The organism is Dyadobacter ginsengisoli DSM 21015 (assembly GCF_059568735.1).
Genome location: NZ_JCANTY010000031.1, coordinates 1 through 1,271, shown reverse-complemented (window position 1 = coordinate 1,271; position 1,271 = coordinate 1). Strand labels below are relative to the sequence as shown.

The following is a 1,271-nucleotide window of genomic DNA, read 5'->3' as shown; positions in this document are numbered from 1 at the left end:
GTGGGCAACAATACCGTGCGGATCCAGGGGCTGCCGGGCGCCAGCGCCCGGCAGGACAAGGTATGCATAACCGGAAGTGGTACGACCATCACGACGGTGACGTGTAATTTTGCGATCAGCCCTACTGCCGACCGGCAATCCTACACACCCCAGCAGGCCATGTCCTTCCAAGCAGGTTGCACAGGTTCGGACTGCGGCGAGGTTAGCTATACCTGGACCGGCAACGGTAGCAATGCTTCGGGTTCGCCTGTGAACATCAACGCCCCGGCATCCGCGGGCGATTATACCTATGTACTCACAGCCTCGCGCACCGGCTGCGCGGATAAGACGACGAACCTGACGATCCACGTCAGCGATCTCCCGCCGGCCTGCGATTTCAATGTCACGGCCAGTCCATCGACAGGTACGCCCCTGTGTTCGGCGGCGATGAGCCTTGCCGCCGGTTGTACAGGTGCGGATTGTTCCGGAGTGGGTTATCAATGGAGTGGGAACGGCATTAACCTGTCGGGTATGTCGGTGAATATCAATGCGCCAGCCACCAACGGTCCTTTCACTTACACGGTTACCGCATCCCGTAGCGGCTGTGCGAACAAAACGGCCACGGCTTCCATTACGGTAGCTAACTGCCAACCGGCTGTCACGCAGGTGACACAGGCATTCAGCCTTTGCCTGGAATCGGAGGATTCGAATGGCAACGGCCCTGTTACCGGCGATCCCAATGCATCGGGGGGCAACACGAGGGGGGATAAGAACAACTACGACCACTATGTGGATTATGCCGTTAATGGTGTTGGTTCTGCGGGTGTGTACCAGCTGAAATTGCGGTATTACGCATCGGGAAGCCCGTTGGTGCGTGTGTCGGTGAATGGGAGCGTGGCAGTGGCCTCGCTGGCCCTTCCATCGACGTATACCTGGAACATCGTCTGGCGGGAGGAAACTATCCCGGTTACGTTGGCCGTGGGCAACAATACCGTGCGGATCCAGGGGCTGCCGGGCGCCAGCGTCCGGCAGGACAAGGTATGCGTAACCGGAAGTGGTACGACCATCACGACGGTGACGTGTAATTTTGCGATCAGCCCTACTGCCGACCGGCAATCCTACACATCCCAGCAGGCCATGTCCTTCCAAGCAGGTTGCACGGGTTCGGACTGCGGCGGGGTTAGCTATACCTGGACCGGCAATGGTACCAATGCCTCGGGTTCGCCTGTGAACATCAACGCCCCGGCATCCGCGGGCGATTATACCTATGTACTCACAGCCTCGCGCACCGG

The 1,271-nt window shown here is 59.3% G+C and carries 1 protein-coding gene; it reads left to right on the top strand.

Features of this window, described 5'->3' with window-relative positions; all coding sequences use genetic code 11:
- A partial coding sequence (locus tag BP71_RS37855) for a carbohydrate-binding protein (protein ID WP_496387119.1) occupies window positions 1-1,271 on the top strand: 1,271 nt, incomplete at both ends.